The sequence below is a fragment of the Pseudomonas sp. M5 genome, from assembly GCF_016907075.1.
Classification (GTDB): Bacteria; Pseudomonadota; Gammaproteobacteria; order Pseudomonadales; family Pseudomonadaceae; genus Aquipseudomonas; species Aquipseudomonas putida_E.
Genome location: NZ_JAFBBH010000001.1, coordinates 4,489,660 through 4,505,559, shown reverse-complemented (window position 1 = coordinate 4,505,559; position 15,900 = coordinate 4,489,660). Strand labels below are relative to the sequence as shown.

General features: G+C 61.6%; 15 protein-coding genes. 7 read left to right on the top strand and 8 right to left on the bottom strand.

Annotated features, from left to right (window positions below):
* The first annotated feature begins 53 nt into the window (after positions 1 to 53).
* Positions 54 to 1,565, top strand: coding sequence for a methylenetetrahydrofolate reductase C-terminal domain-containing protein (locus tag JOE27_RS20465; protein ID WP_115273575.1), 1,512 nt, complete (start codon positions 54 to 56; stop codon positions 1,563 to 1,565).
* Here the strand turns inward: JOE27_RS20465 and yjiA are convergent.
* The 3 genes from yjiA to JOE27_RS20450 form a co-directional block, all read right to left on the bottom strand.
* Positions 1,501 to 2,478, bottom strand: a complete 978-nt coding sequence (gene yjiA, locus JOE27_RS20460; protein ID WP_204919686.1) for a GTPase — start codon at positions 2,476 to 2,478, stop codon at positions 1,501 to 1,503. The two genes, JOE27_RS20465 and yjiA, sit on opposite strands and share 65 nt — an antisense overlap.
* Before the next feature lie 72 nt (positions 2,479 to 2,550).
* Positions 2,551 to 2,748, bottom strand: coding sequence for a YbdD/YjiX family protein (locus JOE27_RS20455; protein ID WP_008094130.1), 198 nt, complete (start codon positions 2,746 to 2,748; stop codon positions 2,551 to 2,553).
* A 13-nt stretch (positions 2,749 to 2,761) separates the two neighbouring features.
* Complete coding sequence (locus tag JOE27_RS20450; protein WP_046784720.1) at positions 2,762 to 4,828, bottom strand: carbon starvation CstA family protein; 2,067 nt, start codon at positions 4,826 to 4,828, stop codon at positions 2,762 to 2,764.
* Positions 4,829 to 5,143: 315 nt separating this feature from the next.
* On the opposite strand from JOE27_RS20450, the gene JOE27_RS20445 reads away from it, so the two are divergent.
* The 3 genes from JOE27_RS20445 to JOE27_RS20435 all read left to right on the top strand — a co-directional run bounded on the left by JOE27_RS20445 (position 5,144) and on the right by JOE27_RS20435 (position 8,029).
* Entirely contained in the window at positions 5,144 to 5,779 is a 636-nt protein-coding gene (locus JOE27_RS20445; RefSeq protein WP_204919681.1) for a lytic polysaccharide monooxygenase auxiliary activity family 9 protein, read from the top strand.
* Positions 5,780 to 5,882: 103 nt separating this feature from the next.
* A complete protein-coding gene (locus tag JOE27_RS20440; RefSeq protein WP_046784718.1) occupies positions 5,883 to 6,248 on the top strand; it encodes a PilZ domain-containing protein in 366 nt (121 codons plus the stop codon).
* Between the two features lie 263 nt (positions 6,249 to 6,511).
* Positions 6,512 to 8,029: a nucleobase:cation symporter-2 family protein gene (locus JOE27_RS20435; protein WP_046784717.1), complete on the top strand. Its 1,518-nt coding sequence runs from the start codon at positions 6,512 to 6,514 to the stop codon at positions 8,027 to 8,029.
* 95 nt (positions 8,030 to 8,124) lie between these two features.
* Here JOE27_RS20435 and radA read toward each other — a convergent pair whose 3' ends face one another.
* Positions 8,125 to 9,492: a DNA repair protein RadA gene (gene radA, locus JOE27_RS20430; RefSeq protein ID WP_042111159.1), complete on the bottom strand. Its 1,368-nt coding sequence runs from the start codon at positions 9,490 to 9,492 to the stop codon at positions 8,125 to 8,127.
* A 176-nt stretch (positions 9,493 to 9,668) separates the two neighbouring features.
* Between radA and mscL the strand changes: the two genes are divergently transcribed.
* Entirely contained in the window at positions 9,669 to 10,088 is a 420-nt protein-coding gene (mscL, locus tag JOE27_RS20425; RefSeq protein WP_204919671.1) for a large-conductance mechanosensitive channel protein MscL, read from the top strand.
* A gap of 62 nt (positions 10,089 to 10,150) precedes the next feature.
* Here mscL and JOE27_RS20420 read toward each other — a convergent pair whose 3' ends face one another.
* Complete coding sequence (locus JOE27_RS20420; RefSeq protein ID WP_204919669.1) at positions 10,151 to 10,927, bottom strand: ferredoxin--NADP reductase; 777 nt, start codon at positions 10,925 to 10,927, stop codon at positions 10,151 to 10,153.
* A 212-nt stretch (positions 10,928 to 11,139) separates the two neighbouring features.
* Here JOE27_RS20420 and JOE27_RS20415 point away from each other — a divergent pair, with 212 nt between their 5' ends.
* Positions 11,140 to 11,850 (top strand): autoinducer binding domain-containing protein, encoded by a 711-nt coding sequence (locus JOE27_RS20415; RefSeq protein WP_046784715.1) that lies wholly within the window; start codon positions 11,140 to 11,142, stop codon positions 11,848 to 11,850.
* Positions 11,851 to 11,942: 92 nt separating this feature from the next.
* Positions 11,943 to 13,067, top strand: coding sequence for a methyltransferase (locus JOE27_RS20410; RefSeq protein WP_046784714.1), 1,125 nt, complete (start codon positions 11,943 to 11,945; stop codon positions 13,065 to 13,067).
* Between the two features lie 32 nt (positions 13,068 to 13,099).
* Here JOE27_RS20410 and JOE27_RS20405 read toward each other — a convergent pair whose 3' ends face one another.
* The 3 genes from JOE27_RS20405 to JOE27_RS20395 are packed head-to-tail and all read right to left on the bottom strand — an operon-like array spanning position 13,100 to position 15,710.
* The gene (locus JOE27_RS20405; protein WP_080765861.1) at positions 13,100 to 13,255 is read right to left on the bottom strand and encodes a DUF2474 domain-containing protein; all 156 of its coding nucleotides are present in this window, start codon (positions 13,253 to 13,255) and stop codon (positions 13,100 to 13,102) included.
* A 7-nt stretch (positions 13,256 to 13,262) separates the two neighbouring features.
* Positions 13,263 to 14,270 carry a cytochrome d ubiquinol oxidase subunit II gene (cydB, locus tag JOE27_RS20400; RefSeq protein WP_012312717.1) on the bottom strand — a complete coding sequence of 336 codons (1,008 nt, stop codon included), beginning with the start codon at positions 14,268 to 14,270 and terminating at the stop codon, positions 13,263 to 13,265.
* A 3-nt stretch (positions 14,271 to 14,273) separates the two neighbouring features.
* Positions 14,274 to 15,710, bottom strand: coding sequence for a cytochrome ubiquinol oxidase subunit I (locus tag JOE27_RS20395; RefSeq protein ID WP_046784713.1), 1,437 nt, complete (start codon positions 15,708 to 15,710; stop codon positions 14,274 to 14,276).
* Positions 15,711 to 15,900: the final 190 nt, after the last annotated feature.

Sequence of the window (15,900 nt, the reverse complement as noted above, 5' to 3'; positions counted from 1 at the left end):
GCCCAAGACGCGTCGCACAATGCCTCACTGAACAATCCAGGTGCCCCATTGCCATGAGCCTGCTGAAATCGGCGCTGCGCGAAAAAACCTTCGTCTGCGTCATGGAGTTCGTGCCCAAGCCGTCGGCCGAACGCTTCGCTGCGATGGAGGCGATCATGGCCCGTGGGCACTTGTGCGGCTGGCCAATGACCGTAGCCATCGGCGACCGTGTCGGCAGCCCGCTGGACCTCTCACCATTGGACGCCCTGTCCAGCTTCAGTAAACCCGTCCCTGCCCTGCCCCACTTTTCCGGCAAGGACCGTGAACGCCATGATCTGCTCGCGCAGCTGAAAAGAATGGACGCCGCCGGCCTCGACCAATTGCTGCTACTGACCGGCGATCGCCTGCCAGGCCACCAGCCAGGCGAGCGCCCGGTGCGCTATCTGGAATCGGTCGCCGCACTGCAACTTGCTCGCAAGGCCTGCCCCCACTGGCTGCTGGGGGCTGCACTCAACCCATTCAAATACCGCGAGGAGGAAGGCGGTGCGCAGTATTTCAAGGCAGAGAAGAAGCTCGCTGCGGGCGCCGATTTCCTCACCCTGCAATTGGGCTTCGATGCCAGCAAGCATCTGGAGGCCATGCAGTGGATGGGGCGTCAGGCCGAACCCAAGCCCCTACTGGCCTGCCTGATGAGCCTGAGCCATGGCCGTGCAGCGATGCTCGAGCATGTCGCCGGCGTTACCGTATCGCCGTCGATGCGCGACATGCTTGAGGCCGAAGCGGGCGTATCCAAAGCCTATGCCCAGGCACGCGGCCTTGATCGCCTGGCCCTGCAGATCATTGGCGTAAAGTTGATGGGGTATGCCGGGGTGCACCTTTCAGGTGTTCACGAACTCAAGCAACTGCTCGCCCTGGAGGCGCGCATCGAGGACTGGCAAGCACGTGTCCATTCACAGGAACAGTGGACAACGGCCTGGGCCGGCAGCTGGCAGATGCCAGGCCTGCCGGCGGTGACCTTTCACCCACCACAAGCAGACTGGCGCCAAGGCCAGTCGAGGGTCAGCGCAACCGCCAGGGAGAAACTGCGTTATCACCTGCTGCATGGGTTTCACGCCCTGTTGTTCAGCCGTAACAACTGGCTGAGCAAGACCTTTGGCTGGGCCGTGCGCCAGCCGCTGTGGGCCAGCGACAGCGGCGCCCGCTGGCTGCACGGGCTGGAGCGCATCGTGAAGCGCCCGCTGCTGGGCTGCGACACCTGTGGCCGGTGCCGCCTGGAAGACACCTTGTACATCTGCCCCGAAACCTGCCCCAAGGGCCTGGCCAACGGCCCCTGTGGCGGTACTGCGCTGAACCGCTGTGAGTTCGGCGACCGCGAGTGCATCCACAGCGTCAAATACCGCACCGCCAAAGCCGTGCAACAGACCGCCGTGCTCACCGAACGGCTGATCCCCTGCATCGAGGTACAAACGCGTCACCGCAGTTCATGGCCGCAGTGGTTCGCCGTGCAGACGCCTGCCCGGTTCAGCCCGCAGCCAACGCTTCGAAACCCGCCCGAATCTTCGCCTCAGGCAGTTCATCGGCAATGAACACCATCACGCTTTCGCGCGTTTCGCCTTCGGCCCACTCGGCGTCCCAATCGAAACCATAGAGCTTGAGCACGCCCTGGAACACCAGGCGACGGTCTTCTCCGGCAATGTTGAGCACACCTTTATAGCGCAGCAGTTGCTTGCCGTGAGTCTCGAGCAATTCGTTCATGAAGCCGCTGAGGCGGTCGATGTCCAGGGGGACCTCGGTACGCAACACCAGGGTCGAGATACGATCAGGTGTGGCGGGTTTGAACGCCGGGCGCAGGGTTGGCTTGAGGTTGGCGCCCAGATCCGGGTTGAGGTTGAACCCGCGCACGTCGAGCAGTTCGGCCAGGTCGATACGGCCGTGCTCGACCACGCGCAACGCCGCACGGCCATTGATACGCGCCAGGCGCTCGCGCAAGGCGTCCACCGCCGCCGGCTCGACCAGGTCGGTCTTGCTCAGCAACAGGCGGTCGGCAAAGCCCACCTGGGCCTGCGCGATGGTTTGGGCCAGATGCAGCTCGGCATGGGCCGCATCGACCAGGGTAATGATGCCATCGAGGATATAGCGGTCGCGCAATTGCTCTTCGACGAAGAAGGTCTGCGCCACCGGCGCGGGGTCGGCCAGGCCAGTGCATTCGATCACCAGGCGATCGAAAGCGATCTCCCCGGCGTCCAGGCGCTCGAGCAGCAGGAACAGGGCACGGGTCAGGTCGCCATGAATGCTGCAGCATACACAGCCGTTGGCCAGGGTCATGACCTGCACCGGCTCGTCACCCAACAGCTGGCTGTCGATGCCTGCCTCACTGAACTCGTTCTCGATCACGGCGATTTTCAGGCCGTGCTCGGCTTTTAGCATGTGCTTGAGCAACGTGGTTTTGCCGGCACCGAGAAAACCGGTGAGCACGGTTACGGGAATTGGCGTCTGCACGCAGAAATCTCCTGAAGCTGAAAATGACTGTGGGAGCCCACAGGCTCCCACAGGTTCACGCAGTGTGCCGAATCAGCAGCACTTGGGGCCGGACTTGCCACCGTAGCGGGCTTCCTGGCGTTCCCGGAAGAACGCCTCGTAGCTCATCACCGGCTTGTCCGGGTGCTTGGTCTGCATGTGCTCGACATAGTTGTCGTAGTCGGGCATGCCGACCATCAGGCGGGCTGCCTGCCCCAGGTATTTACCCAGCCGACCCAGGTCGTTGAACATCGCAGCATTCCTCTCAAGCGTCAGGCAGTGCCTGGAACGGGGTTTCCTTGTCGGTGCGTTCCTTGCGGCCGAGGGCGGCGTAGCCGACCTTGACGGCAAAGAACAACACGCTGAACACCACAATCAGGAACAACACGGTGAGCCCGGCGTTGGTGTAGGCGTTGTAGATCACGTGCTGCATCTGCCCGATATCCTTGGCCGGGGCCAGCACCTGGCCGGCGTCCAGCGCAGTGCTGTACTTCTCGGCCAGGGCCAGGAAGCCAACCGCAGGGTTCGGGTCGAACAGTTTGATCAGCCCGGCAGTGGTGGTGCAAATCAGCAGCCATACCGCTGGCAGCAAGGTGACCCACATGTAGCGCTGGCGCTTCATCTTGATCAATACCACCGTGCCCAGCATCAGGGCGATACCGGCCAGCATCTGGTTGGAGATGCCGAACAGCGGCCACAGGGTGTTGATGCCACCCAGCGGGTCGATCACGCCCTGATACAGCAGGTAACCCCAAAGGGCCACGCAGCCAGCCGTGCCGATCAGGTTGGCCGTCCACGACTCGGTACGCTTGAGCGCCGGCACGAAGCTGCCCAGCAGGTCCTGTAGCATGAAGCGGCCGGCACGGGTACCGGCGTCCACTGCGGTCAGGATGAACAGCGCTTCGAACAGGATCGCGAAGTGGTACCAGAAGGCCATGGTGTTTTCACCCGGCAGTACCTGGTGCAGGATCTGCGCAATACCCACCGCCAGCGTCGGCGCACCGCCGGCACGGGCCAGGATGGTGTGCTCGCCGATGTCGCGGGCCACGGCCTCAAGCTGCTCGGGGGTGATCAGGAAGCCCCAGCTGCTAACCGTCTGCGCCACCGACACGACGTCGGCCCCGACCACTGCGGGCGGGCTGTTCATGGCGAAATAAACGCCTGGCTCGATGACCGAGGCGGCGACCATGGCCATGATGGCGACGAACGATTCCATCAGCATGCCGCCGTAGCCGATGTAGCGGGCGTTGGTTTCGTTGTCCAGCAGCTTCGGCGTGGTCCCCGAGGAAATCAGCGCGTGGAAGCCGGACACCGCACCACAGGCGATGGTGATGAACAGGAACGGGAACAGTGTGCCCTTCCACACCGGGCCTGTACCGTCGGTGAACTGGGTCAGCGCAGGCATTTTCAGCTCTGGCGCGATGATCAGGATACCGATGGCAAGGCCGACGATGGTGCCGATCTTGAGGAAGGTCGACAGGTAGTCACGCGGCGCCAGCACCAGCCACACTGGCAGCACGGCAGCGACGAAGCCATAACCCACCAGCATCCAGGTGATCTGCACGCCGGTGAAGGTGAACGCCGGGCCCCAGACCGGATCCGCGGCAATCTGGCCCCCCAGCCAGATCGACGCCAGCAGCAGTACCACGCCGACGACCGATATCTCGCCGATACGGCCCGGGCGGATGTAGCGCATGTAGATGCCCATGAACATCGCGATCGGGATGGTCGCCATCACCGTGAACATGCCCCATGGGCTTTCAGCCAGGGCCTTGACCACGATCAGCGCCAGCACCGCCAGGATGATGATCATGATCAGGAAGCAGCCGAACAGGGCGATGGTGCCAGGGATGCGCCCCATCTCCTCGCGCACCATGTCGCCCAGCGAGCGGCCGTTGCGGCGGGTAGACAGGAACAGGACCATGAAGTCCTGGACCGCGCCGGCCAGCACCACGCCGGCGATCAGCCAGAGCGTGCCAGGCAGGTAGCCCATTTGCGCCGCAAGCACGGGACCGACCAGGGGGCCGGCGCCAGCGATGGCGGCGAAGTGGTGACCGAAAAGAATGTGTTTGTTGGTCGGGACGTAGTCCAGGCCATCGTTGTTGAGCACCGCAGGGGTGGCTCGGCGAGGGTCGAGTTGCATCACCTTGGTGGCGATGAACAGGCTGTAGTAACGGTAGGCGACCAGGTAGATGGCCACTGCCGCGACCACGATCCACAAGGCATTGATCGCCTCGCCTCGACGCAGGGCGACCACACCCAGCGCACAAGCCCCTATGACCGCCAGCGCCAGCCACGGGATGTGGCGTAGCAGGCTGTTATTGTTGTTCATGGCATGCTTCCAGCTAAGTGGTTGGAATAGACAGCCCCTTGAGTCTAGGGCTTGCTTGAAGGGTTTACCATCCCGAATTGGCATACAGCCGGTGGCGAGCACAGGCTCTAGAACGCCGCTACCCGTACAACCTCATGCCTGGGAAGCAACACGCGCCCCGGCGGGCCTGTCATTTTTGCCAGTTGTGCATGAAAGGGGCACGCGCTTTCAATGATCAGGCAATCCGATTGCCCTTGGACGACACGCGATTGGCGAATCTGCACACGCTGAAATCGTGCGTCGAACATCTGAAAAGCCAGCAGAAAGGAAACGATCATGACCACGGAAAAAGCCGGCCCCCCTCAACGCTCAGCCCCCATCGCCCCCACCCATGGTTCGATTGCGAGCCCAAAGTCCCGCGCCACGTTCGCTGAAGAAAAAGGCCTTATCGAAGGCAATCTTCACAACGGGATCGAAAGCGGCAAGTTCTTCCCCGAGACGACCGGTGGCCTGACCGACCCCTACGCCAAGGACGACGTTAAAAATATTGCACCACCGGCCGATGGCAAGATTGCCAGCGGCGAACGGCCCGGCGCGGCCTACCTGGACAAAACGGATGTCGACTGGGACAAGCATGACGTTGCCAGCGGCGCATCCCTTGATTTTGTCTGGAGCTTCAGCGCACGACACAAATATCGCCGTTTCAACTACTTCATCACCAAAGCCGACTGGAAAGCCGGGGAGCCGCTGACCCGTGCCCAGTTCGAACCGCAGCCGTTCGCCACATTCCTCAATGAACTTCAGCCTTACTGGGGCTTCACCGACGAGCAGATGTGGCCGGCACAACCCACCACGCATACCTTGGAGCTACCTGAACGCCAGGGCTATCACGTACTGCTGGGCGTATGGGAAATAGCCGAGACCGACAAGGCCTTCTATCAGGTGGTCGACCTCGATTTCGTCACCAGCTAACGGTGGCGCCGGGTGACTCGGCCATATGTCCCCCGTGTCACCTGTCATCCGGCAGGAGTGCCCGTGGCTGGTCTATAGTCAGTGCTACTGACGAGGGCCCGCCATGACCACTCCTTCCGACGATCGCCGGCGCTTCCAGCGCATTGACTTCGACGCCCCCACCGAACTGCGCCAGGGCGATCGCCGCTGGCCGGTCAAACTCCTGGATCTGTCGCTCAAGGGCCTGCTGATCGAGCGCCCTGAGCCGTGGAACGCCGACCTCACTCAGGATTTCGATGCGATCATCCAACTGGACCCGCACACCCATGTGCAGATGCAGGTGGAACTACGCCATGAAGAGGCGAAGCGGCTGGGGTTCATCTGCCTCTACATCGACATCGATTCGATGAGCCATTTGCACCGTCTTGTGGAATTGAACGTGGCCGACAGCACCGAAATGATGCGCGAGCTGCGACAACTCATCGAATAATGGGATCTCTTAGCTAGCTAATAGCTTTCCCAACTTGTGTTTCTTGTCTACCCAGACAGCTTTCAACCTGGGTATCGCAACGTTGTACACACCCCTCTAACACCGTATTCAATGAGTTGGTACGCGATCTGCATTGCGTTCTTGCACACCCTGCAAGCCTGCTTGTTCGCGCTCCAATCAAAATATTGTATACAATTCTTGTAGCAATTATTTGTAGGAAGTGTCTACAGTAGCGGCACAACAATAAACAGTGAGCCTGCTCAATGACTACGTCCCCTAGCACGTCTCCCGCCAAGCGCCCCGAGGACGAAAACCTCGGCCTTGGAGCCAACTTGGCCTATGGCCTTCAGCATGTGCTGACCATGTATGGAGGGATCGTCGCAGTACCCCTGATCCTGGGGCAGGCTGCGGGCCTCAATGGTGCCGAGATCGGCATGCTGATCGCGGCCTCGCTGTTTGCCGGTGGCCTGGCCACGCTGCTGCAAACGCTCGGCCTGCCCTTCTTCGGATGCCAGTTGCCGTTGGTGCAGGGCGTGTCGTTCGCAGGCGTGGCAACCATGGGGGCGATTCTCAGCAGCCAGGACGGTGGCGGCTTGCCAGGCGTGCTGGGCGCAGTCATGGCGGCATCGCTGATCGGCTTTCTGATCACCCCGGTGTTCTCGCGCATCACCAAGTTCTTCCCGCCTCTGGTCACCGGTATCGTCATCACGACCATTGGCCTGACCTTGATGCCGGTGGCCGCACGCTGGGTGATGGGCGGCAACAGTGCTTCGCCGGAATTCGGCAGCATGGCCAACATCGGCCTGGCAGCGCTGACGTTCGCCATCGTGCTGCTGCTGAGCAAACTGGGCAGCGCGACCATTTCGCGCCTGTCGATCCTGCTGGCCATGGTCTTCGGCACCCTGATCGCCTGGGCGCTGGGCATGACCGACTTCAGCAAGGTGGCCGAAGGCCCGATGTTCGCCTTCCCCACCCCGTTCCACTTCGGTATGCCGACCTTCCACATCGCGGCGATCCTGTCGATGTGCATCGTGATCATGGTGACCCTGGTGGAAACCTCGGCCGACATCCTGGCCGTGGGTGAGATCATCGATACCAAGGTCGACTCCAAGCGCCTGGGCAATGGCCTGCGCGCCGACATGGCTTCGAGCATCCTGGCACCGGTATTCGGCTCTTTCACCCAGAGCGCCTTTGCGCAGAACGTAGGCCTGGTGGCCGTGACCGGGGTCAAGAGCCGCTACGTGGTGGCCACCGGTGGTGTGATCCTGGTAGTGCTGGGCCTGCTGCCGGTGATGGGCCGGGTGATTGCAGCAGTGCCAACCCCGGTACTGGGCGGCGCAGGCATCGTGCTGTTCGGCACTGTGGCTGCCAGCGGTATCCGCACCCTGTCCAAGGTCAACTACAAGAACAACGTCAACCTGATCATCGTCGCCGCCTCGCTGGGCTTTGGCATGATCCCGATTGCCGCGCCGAACTTCTACCACCACTTCCCGAACTGGTTCGAGACCATCTTCCACTCCGGCATCAGCTCGGCAGCGATCATGGCCATCGTGTTGAACCTGATCTTCAACCATTTCACGGCAGGCAATTCGGACCAGCAGTCAGTGTTCGCGGCAGGCTACGAGCGCACCATCCAGTACTCGGACATCTCTGCACTGCGTGATGGCGATTACTTCAAGGAAGGCAAGCTGTTCGACGCCGAGGGCAATGAGGTGCCGGTGCTGGAGCTGGACGAGCATGGCAATGCGGCGCCCAGGCGAACGCCGGTAGCCGAGCACTGACCGCTGACTGAGCGGTGACCCAGGGGGAGCCGATGCGCATCGTCGGCTCCCTTTTTTGTTGCCTGCACCGGCCGATTGCCTGCACAACCAGCGGCTTATTCGAACAAGGCGTCCAGAGCCTGTTCCAGCCGGGTTACGGCGATCACCTGCAACCCCGCCGGTGATTCCTTCGGTGCGTTGCCCTTGGGCACGATGGCCCGCTTGAAGCCATGTTTTGCCGCTTCTTTGAGGCGTTCCTGGCCACTGGGAACCGGCCGCACCTCGCCCGACAAACCAATCTCGCCAAATACCAGCAGCCCGTGGGCCAATGGCCGGTTGCGCAGGCTGGACATCACCGCAGCCAACAAGGCCAGGTCCGACGCGGTTTCAAGGACCTTCACCCCGCCGACGACATTGAGAAACACGTCCTGGTCATGGGTGGGAATACCACCATGGCGGTGCAGCACCGCCAGCAACATGGCCAGCCGGTTCTGGTCCAGGCCCAGGGTGACACGCCGCGGGTTGGCCAGGTGGCTGTCATCGACCAGTGCCTGTACCTCTACCAGCATCGGCCGGGTACCTTCCCACGTGGCCATGACCACGCTGCCCGGTACCTCTTCCTGAGCCCGGTTGAGGAAGATCGCCGATGGGTTGGAAACCTCTTTGAGCCCACGGTCGGTCATACCGAAGACCCCCAGTTCATTGACCGCACCGAAGCGGTTCTTCACCGCGCGCAGCAAGCGCAAGCGGCCATCGGACTCGCCCTCGAAATACAACACGGTGTCGACCATGTGCTCCAGCACCCGCGGGCCTGCCAGCGAGCCTTCCTTGGTGACATGGCCGACCAAGAAGATCGCCGTGCCACTCTGCTTGGCATAGCGCACCAGCAATGCCGCACTTTCGCGCACCTGGGCGACACCGCCGGGCGCTGATTGCAATTGCTCGGTGAAGATGGTCTGGATCGAATCGATGACCATGACCCGGGGCTTTTCCTGGCGCGCGGTGGCGATGATCGTTTCGATACAGGTCTCGGTCATCACTTTGAGCTGGTCCTGGGGCAGCCCCAGGCGGCGTGAGCGCATGGCCACCTGCTGCTGCGACTCTTCGCCGGTGACATACAGCGCCGGCATGCCCACGGCGATATTGCACAAGGTCTGCAGCAGAATGGTCGATTTGCCGATGCCCGGGTCGCCGCCAATCAACACCACCGAACCGTCGACCAGGCCGCCGCCCAGCACACGATCGAGTTCGGTGCTGCTGGTGGTGAACCGCGGAATCTCCTCGACGCTGACTTCGGCCAGGGTCTTGATCTGCGCCTGTTGCCCGGTCCAGCCGGCGCGACCGCTGGGTGCCGCCGCACCGCCGCTCTCGATCATGGTTTCGACCAGGGTGTTCCACGCCCCGCATTCGCCACACTGGCCGGCCCATTTGGGAAAGGTAGCGCCGCACTCGGTGCAGCCATACAAGCGCTTGGCCTTGGCCATGGGCAGGGTCTCCTGGAAAAATCGCCATGATAGCCGACGCAGACGTGTCTCGAGCGCGTCGGCATGCGACAAAACTATTCGTTCCAAGCGCAGTCACTACCCGTGAACGGCACGCATGAAGCGATGCAGTGGCTTACACTGCGTAAACATCACCATTTGTCACAAGGGAATCGAACATGGGAATGATCAGTGAGTTCAAGGCCTTCGCGGTCAAGGGCAATGTCGTCGACATGGCAGTCGGTATCATTATCGGCGCTGCATTCGGCAAGATAGTCTCCTCATTCGTCGGCGATATCATCATGCCGCCACTGGGGATATTGATCGGAGGCGTGGACTTCAGTGACCTGGCCATTACCTTGAAGGCGGCTGAGGGCGATATACCGGCCGTGGTGCTGGCCTACGGCAAGTTCATCCAGACCGTGATCGACTTCGTGATCGTGGCCTTCGCCATCTTCATGGGTGTCAAGGCGATCAACCGCCTGAAACGCGAAGAGGCCGTTGCGCCAAGCGCCCCGCCGCCCCCGACCCCTCAGGAAACGCTGCTGACCGAGATTCGTGACCTGCTCAAGTCGCAGAACCAGAATCGCCTGCCTTGAAAAGTGGCAAGCTGCAAGCGTAAGGCCGCTCAAGGGCAGCACTTGTAGCTTGCAGCTTGCAGCTACCAGTAGTTCTCCACCGCCACCTGCCCAGGCCGCTTGCTCAAGCTCAACTGCAGGTCACGCGCCTTGAGCACCTTGCGGGTCTCATCGATCATTTGCGGGTTGCCGCAAAGCATGATCCGTGAGTGCTCAGGCGACAGTTCCAGCCCCGCCGCCTTTTCCAGCTCGCCATTCTCGATCAGTGTAGTGATGCGTGCATTCAGCGCGTCCGGATACTGCTCACGGGTAACCACGGGAATGAATTGCAGCTTGCCTGCAAACTCTGCCAGGTAATCACGCTGTTCAAGCCCGGCAATCTCATCCACATAGGCCAGCTCCTTGGCCTCGCGTACCGAATACACCAGTTTGATGTTGTCGAAACGCTCCCAGGCCTCGAAGTCCTGCAGGATCGACATGAACGGCGCAATGCCGGTACCGGTCGCCAACAGCCACAGGTCACGGCCACCGACGAAGCGATCAAGGGTCAGGTAGCCAAATGCCTGGCGGTCGATCAGCAGTGAATCACCCTCGCCAAGGCGGCTGAGCTCGCTGGTGAACTCCCCGCCCGGGACCACGATGGAGAAGAAGTCTAAATACTCGTCATGCGGCGCACTGACCATCGAGTAAGCACGCCAGACCACGCTGCCATCGGCCTTGGTCACGCCAAGCCGGGCGAATTGCCCGGCCCGAAAGCGAAACCCCGGATCGCGAGTCACCCGCAGGCTGAACAGGCCAGGCGTCAGTGGCTGGACGTCCAGCAAGGTCTGGCGGGTAAACTTTTCGGCACTGGCGGTCATGACGGGCTCCGTGAATAGCGTGCGCACAGTGTCGCGCAAAGCGGCCAGGATAAAAACCGTTCGATTGTAGGGTCACAGGCCACGGCCTGGCTGCTGTCCTGGAATGATGAGACATTCTTAACAAAAAAATCCCAACAAAACGCTCGGTCTTTTCCTACAATCCCACCGGTATGCAAACGGATTGGGTCCTCTGGACGCAAGGGAGAGGGTTGATGCCTCACTGGAATCACGAGCATTTAGACCGCTTGGTCAACGAAAGTACCCCGCAAAAGGTGTTCGACCTCGCGGTTCACCTGGCACAGGACCTGGGCATGGAGTTCATGGGGCTCAAGCTTCGCATTCAGCTTGCAGCCCAGGCACCCAGGCTCTACCTGTACAGTAACTACCCGCTTGCCTGGATCGAGCGTTATCAACGCGACGAGTTCTACAAGCAGGACTCGGCAGCAGCATTGAGTCACACGTCGACCGGGCCGGTACTGTGGACCGATGAGTTGTATCGCGAAGCGCCGGATTTTCGTGAGCAGGCCTGCAAACATGGCCTGCGCCACGGCTGGACACAATCGCTGCATGACCTCAGGCACAACGAGACCCAAGTCAGCGTGGCACGGCCCTGTGGCAAGATCGACACCCACGAGCTGTACGACAAGGCCGGCCAAGTACAATGGCTGTGCCATACGCTGCACGACACCATTTGTGAGCATCACCTGGCCAAGTTGAGTTCGCCGCTGAAGATGAGCGATCGGGAACTCGAGGTGCTGAAATGGTCGGCCGCCGGCAAGACCGCCGCCGACGTCGCCTGCATTCTGTCACTGTCGCAAAGCACAGTGAACTTCCATATCCGCAGCGTGATTACCAAGACCAATGCTTCCAACAAGGCAGGCGCCGTCGCCATTGCCGTGATGCGAGGCCTGATCGATCAATAACCCGGCCTGCGACCAGAGGCAAAGCCCTGTAGAATCGCGTACCGAAGCCCGTGACGATCTGTGACGGGCGACCCGTGCCCGAGCCTGATGCCATGCCCCTGTTGATCACACCCTACGCCGAACTCGACCTGATCCGCCAGCCGGACCAGGCCAACGACCCGTTGCAGGCCTTTGACGCCGCCGATGAATACCTGCTCGAGCAGTTGCACGCTCAGCAACTGGCGGCCGGGAGCAGGGTGCTGGTACTCAATGACAGCTTCGGCGCGCTGGCCGCCAGCCTGGTCGACCACGTGCCGGTGGTCAGCAGCGGTGACTCGCACCTGGCCCACATGGCCCTGGAAAAAAACCTCGCGCGTAACGGCAAGGCATTCGACAGCGTACCTTTCGTGCCCGCCAGCGAGCATTGGCAGGGGCACTTCGATCGCGTACTGGTGCGCGTGCCGAAAACACTTGCACTGCTCGAAGAGCAACTGATCAGGTTGCAAGGCCACCTGGCGCCCGGCGCACAGGTCATCGCTGCGGCCATGATCAAACACTTGCCACGGGCTGCGGGTGATCTGCTGGAGAAGTACATCGGCCCGGTACAGGCTTCGCTGGCGCAAAAAAAAGCGCGCCTGCTGACGGCCACCTTCGCCCAGCGCCCTGCCGCCAGCTCCCCGTACCCGACCCGCTACCGCCTCGACTCACCTGCGCTCGAACTGCTCAACCATGCCAACGTATTCTGCCGCGACGGCCTGGACATCGGCACGCGGGCCTTCCTCCCACACCTGCCACACGACTTGGGCAATGCACGTGTCGCCGACCTGGGTTGCGGCAACGGCGTGCTGGCCATCGCCAGCGCGCTGGCCAACCCCCAGGCGCACTACACACTGGTGGATGAATCGTACATGGCGGTGCAGTCGGCGCAGGAAAACTGGCAGGCTGCGCTGGGCGATCGCGCGGTGACGGTAGTGGCAGGCGATGGCCTGGCGGGGGTGGAAAAGCAGTCGCTGGATGTGGTGCTGTGCAACCCGCCGTTCCATCAACAGCAGGTGGTGGGCGACTTCCTTGCCTGGCGCATGTTCCAGCAGGCGCGTGAGGCATTGGTGGTCGGCGGTGCGTTGTATATCGTCGGTAATCGCCACTTGGGCTATCACAGCAAGCTGGCGCGCCTGTTCCGGGGAGTTGAACAGGTGGCCGCGACACCGAAGTTCGTGATCCTCAAAGCCCGCAAGTGAAGCGGGGGCTGCTCAGTGCAGCCCCACGGCCCTCAATGCGTGGTCAGCCCCGCCGCGCTCATGAACAGCCGCATCACATAGGCCGCCACGCCCAGGGCGGCCACGCTCAAAGCCCAGATCAGCAACAACCAGCCCAGGCGTTGCCACAGGGGTTTCTTCTCTTCAAGGCCATGTTTGCCAGCCATGATGGGCCTCCTAGTGATAGCCGTCTTCGTGGGTGACCTTGCCGCGGAACACGTAATAGCTCCAGAAGGTATACCCCAGGATGAATGGCAGGATGAACAATGTGCCGACCAGCATGAAGCCCTGGCTCTGTGGCGGCGCAGCTGCATCCCAGATCGAGATCGACGGCGGGATGATATACGGCCAGAGGCTGATGCCCAGGCCGCTGTAGCCAAGGAAGATCAGCACCAACGTCAGCAAAAACGGGGTGTAGTTGGCACTGCGCGCCACTGCCTTGAACAAACCGTAGAACGTTACCAGCACGAGAAGCGGTACCGGCATGAACCAGATCAGGTTGGGCATGCTGAACCAGCGATCGGCAATCTGTGGGTAAGCGATCGGCGTCCACAGGCTGACGATGCCGATCACCACCAGCAACACCAGGGCCAGCGGCCGGCCGAGCTTGTGCATCTGCGCTTGCAGAGGCCCCTCGGTCTTCATGATCAGCCAGGTGCACCCGAGCAAAGTGTACGCGACGATCAGGCCCAGGCCACTGAACAGGCTGAACGGGGTCAGCCAGTCTAGCGTGCCGCCGGCGTAATGCCGGTCCACTACCTTGAAGCCCTCGATGAATGCCCCCAGCGCGACCCCCTGGAAGAAAGTCGCCACCAGTGAACCGCCGATGAACGCCTTGTCCCAGATGTGGCGCTTGTCATCCTTGGCCTTGAAACGGAACTCGAAGGCCACTCCGCGGAAGATCAGGCCGATCAGCATGAGGATCAGCGGCAGATAAAGCGCTTCGAGCACCACCGAATAGGCCATCGGGAAGGCCCCGAACAAACCGGCGCCGCCCAGGACCAGCCAGGTTTCGTTACCGTCCCATACGGGGGCGACGGTGTTCATCATCACATCCCGGTCCTGCTCAGCCTTGACGAACGGGAAGAGCATGCCGATGCCCAGATCGAACCCGTCCATCACCACGTACATCATGACACCGAAGATGATGATCACGGCCCAGATCAGCGGAAGATCGATACCCATGGCTCAGTTCTCCTTGCTCAGGCTGGGGGCAGTGGCCTTGCGGCCTTCATCGGCGGCGGAAAGCGGCCGTGCCGGCGTGCGTTTCTGGCCGGGACCGCCAGGGGTGTGCTCGTCGCCCTCGCCCGTTTTCGGCCCTTTGCGCACAAGGCGCATCATGTAGCCCAGGCCAGTGCCGAACAGCGCGAAGTACACCACCACGAATGCAATCAGGGTAAAGCCCAGCTGGGCGTAGCTATGGTTGGAGACACCCTCCGAGGTACGCATCAGGCCGTACACCACCCACGGCTGGCGGCCGATCTCGGTGGTGAACCAGCCGGCAAGAATGGCGATCAGGCCCGATGGGCCCATCCACAGTGTCAGGTACAGGAACGGGCGTGAAGTGTAGAGGGTGCCGCGTTTGCGCAGCCAGAGGCTCCACAGGCCAACGAAGATCATCAGGAAACCAAGCCCGACCATGACCCGGAACGACCAGAAGACAATGGTCGAATTGGGACGGTCCTCGGGCGGAAACTCCTTCATCGCAGGCACTTGTTTATCCAGGCTGTGGGTAAGGATCAGGCTACCGAGCGCCGGGATTTCAACCTTGAAGCGGGTGGTTTCGGCTTCCATGTCCGGGATGCCGAACAGGATCAGCGGGGTCGGCTCGCCAGGAACGTTCTCCCAGTGGCCTTCGATTGCGGCAATTTTCACCGGCTGATGCTTGAGGGTGTTAAGCCCGTGGAAATCACCGATCACAGCCTGGATGGGGGCGACGATCAGCGCCATCCACATGGCCATCGACAGCATCTTGCGCACCGCCGGGTTATCGCGCCCGCGCAGCAGGTGCCAGGCCGCCGAGGCGCCAACGAAGAAGGCGGTGGCAACGAACGCGGCGGTGGCCATGTGCATCAGGCGGTAGGGGAACGACGGGTTGAAGATGATCGCCAGCCAGTCCACCGGGACGACCCGACCGTCGATGATCTCGTGGCCTTGCGGGGTCTGCATCCAGCTGTTGGACGCCAGGATCCAGAAGGTCGACACCAGCGTACCCAATGCCACCATCACGGTGGAGAAGAAATGCAGGCCGCGGCCCACGCGGTTCCAGCCAAACAGCATGACGCCGAGGAAGCCCGCCTCGAGGAAGAACGCGGTCAGCACCTCATAAGTGAGCAGGGGGCCCGTGACAGCGCCGGCGAAGTCGGAAAAACGACTCCAGTTGGTACCGAACTGGTAGGCCATGACCAGGCCGGAAACCACCCCCATACCGAAGTTGACGGCGAAGATCTTCGACCAGAAATGGTAAAGGTCACGGTAGACCTGCTCATGGGTCCTCAGCCAAAGGCCTTCGAGAACCGCCAGGTAACTCGCAAGGCCAATGGTGATGGCCGGGAACAGGATGTGGAACGACACGGTAAAGGCAAACTGAATTCGGGCGAGCTCGAGGGCTTCTATTCCGAACATGGTGCTTCCTCTTCAGGTAATCCGGCTTCCGGGCTCGTGGCCCGTCGCCCACTGCCCCCGCGTTAGTGTCGAGTGCGGCACGTTGGAATTGTTCTGTTCGATCGCAGGGATTTCAGCCCACTGGCCAAATCGTTGTTTCTGGAACGATTGATCCAGATCAACGATTGATAGCAAGCATAGTCCCGAATGG

Excerpts from the sequence above, each read along its gene's own strand:
- JOE27_RS20455 (WP_008094130.1), bottom strand. The coding sequence starts at position 2,748 with ATGTTCAACGACCTGGGTCGGCTGGGTAAATACCTGGGGCAGGCAGCC.
- JOE27_RS20435 (WP_046784717.1), top strand. The coding sequence starts at position 6,512 with ATGACTACGTCCCCTAGCACGTCTCCCGCCAAGCGCCCCGAGGACGAA.
- JOE27_RS20465 (WP_115273575.1), top strand. The coding sequence starts at position 54 with ATGAGCCTGCTGAAATCGGCGCTGCGCGAAAAAACCTTCGTCTGCGTC.
- JOE27_RS20410 (WP_046784714.1), top strand. The coding sequence starts at position 11,943 with ATGCCCCTGTTGATCACACCCTACGCCGAACTCGACCTGATCCGCCAG.
- JOE27_RS20450 (WP_046784720.1), bottom strand. The coding sequence starts at position 4,828 with ATGAACAACAATAACAGCCTGCTACGCCACATCCCGTGGCTGGCGCTG.
- JOE27_RS20395 (WP_046784713.1), bottom strand. The coding sequence starts at position 15,710 with ATGTTCGGAATAGAAGCCCTCGAGCTCGCCCGAATTCAGTTTGCCTTT.
- mscL (WP_204919671.1), top strand. The coding sequence starts at position 9,669 with ATGGGAATGATCAGTGAGTTCAAGGCCTTCGCGGTCAAGGGCAATGTC.
- JOE27_RS20420 (WP_204919669.1), bottom strand. The coding sequence starts at position 10,927 with ATGACCGCCAGTGCCGAAAAGTTTACCCGCCAGACCTTGCTGGACGTC.
- JOE27_RS20445 (WP_204919681.1), top strand. The coding sequence starts at position 5,144 with ATGACCACGGAAAAAGCCGGCCCCCCTCAACGCTCAGCCCCCATCGCC.
- cydB (WP_012312717.1), bottom strand. The coding sequence starts at position 14,270 with ATGGGTATCGATCTTCCGCTGATCTGGGCCGTGATCATCATCTTCGGT.
- JOE27_RS20415 (WP_046784715.1), top strand. The coding sequence starts at position 11,140 with ATGCCTCACTGGAATCACGAGCATTTAGACCGCTTGGTCAACGAAAGT.
- JOE27_RS20440 (WP_046784718.1), top strand. The coding sequence starts at position 5,883 with ATGACCACTCCTTCCGACGATCGCCGGCGCTTCCAGCGCATTGACTTC.
- radA (WP_042111159.1), bottom strand. The coding sequence starts at position 9,492 with ATGGCCAAGGCCAAGCGCTTGTATGGCTGCACCGAGTGCGGCGCTACC.